Raw genomic sequence first — 230 nt, 5'->3', positions numbered from 1 at the left:
AGATTCCGGATTCGAAGCAGGTTTATCGCGACACTTACGACAACTACCGTTTGCAATCTTTCGACAGCGATCCGCTGAAGGACGAAGCGCCGATCTTCAAGACGGTGCCGATGGTCGTGCTGACCAACGCGTATTCGGCGTCGGCGTCGGAGATCGTCGCGGGCGCGCTGCAGGATCAGCATCGCGCGTTGATCGTCGGCAAGACGACCTTCGGCAAGGGCTCGGTGCAG

1 protein-coding gene is annotated in these 230 nt (G+C 59.6%); it reads left to right on the top strand.

What is annotated here, in order from left to right; translation table 11 throughout:
* The coding region (locus SB822_RS61495) for a S41 family peptidase (RefSeq protein ID WP_410859720.1) at positions 1-230 on the top strand (230 nt) is incomplete at both ends.

The sequence above is a fragment of the Paraburkholderia sp. SIMBA_054 genome (assembly GCF_046534875.1).
GTDB lineage: Bacteria > Pseudomonadota > Gammaproteobacteria > Burkholderiales > Burkholderiaceae > Paraburkholderia > Paraburkholderia hospita.
Note: the sequence above shows the minus strand (reverse complement) of the source record. Positions and strands in the feature narration are given on the sequence as shown.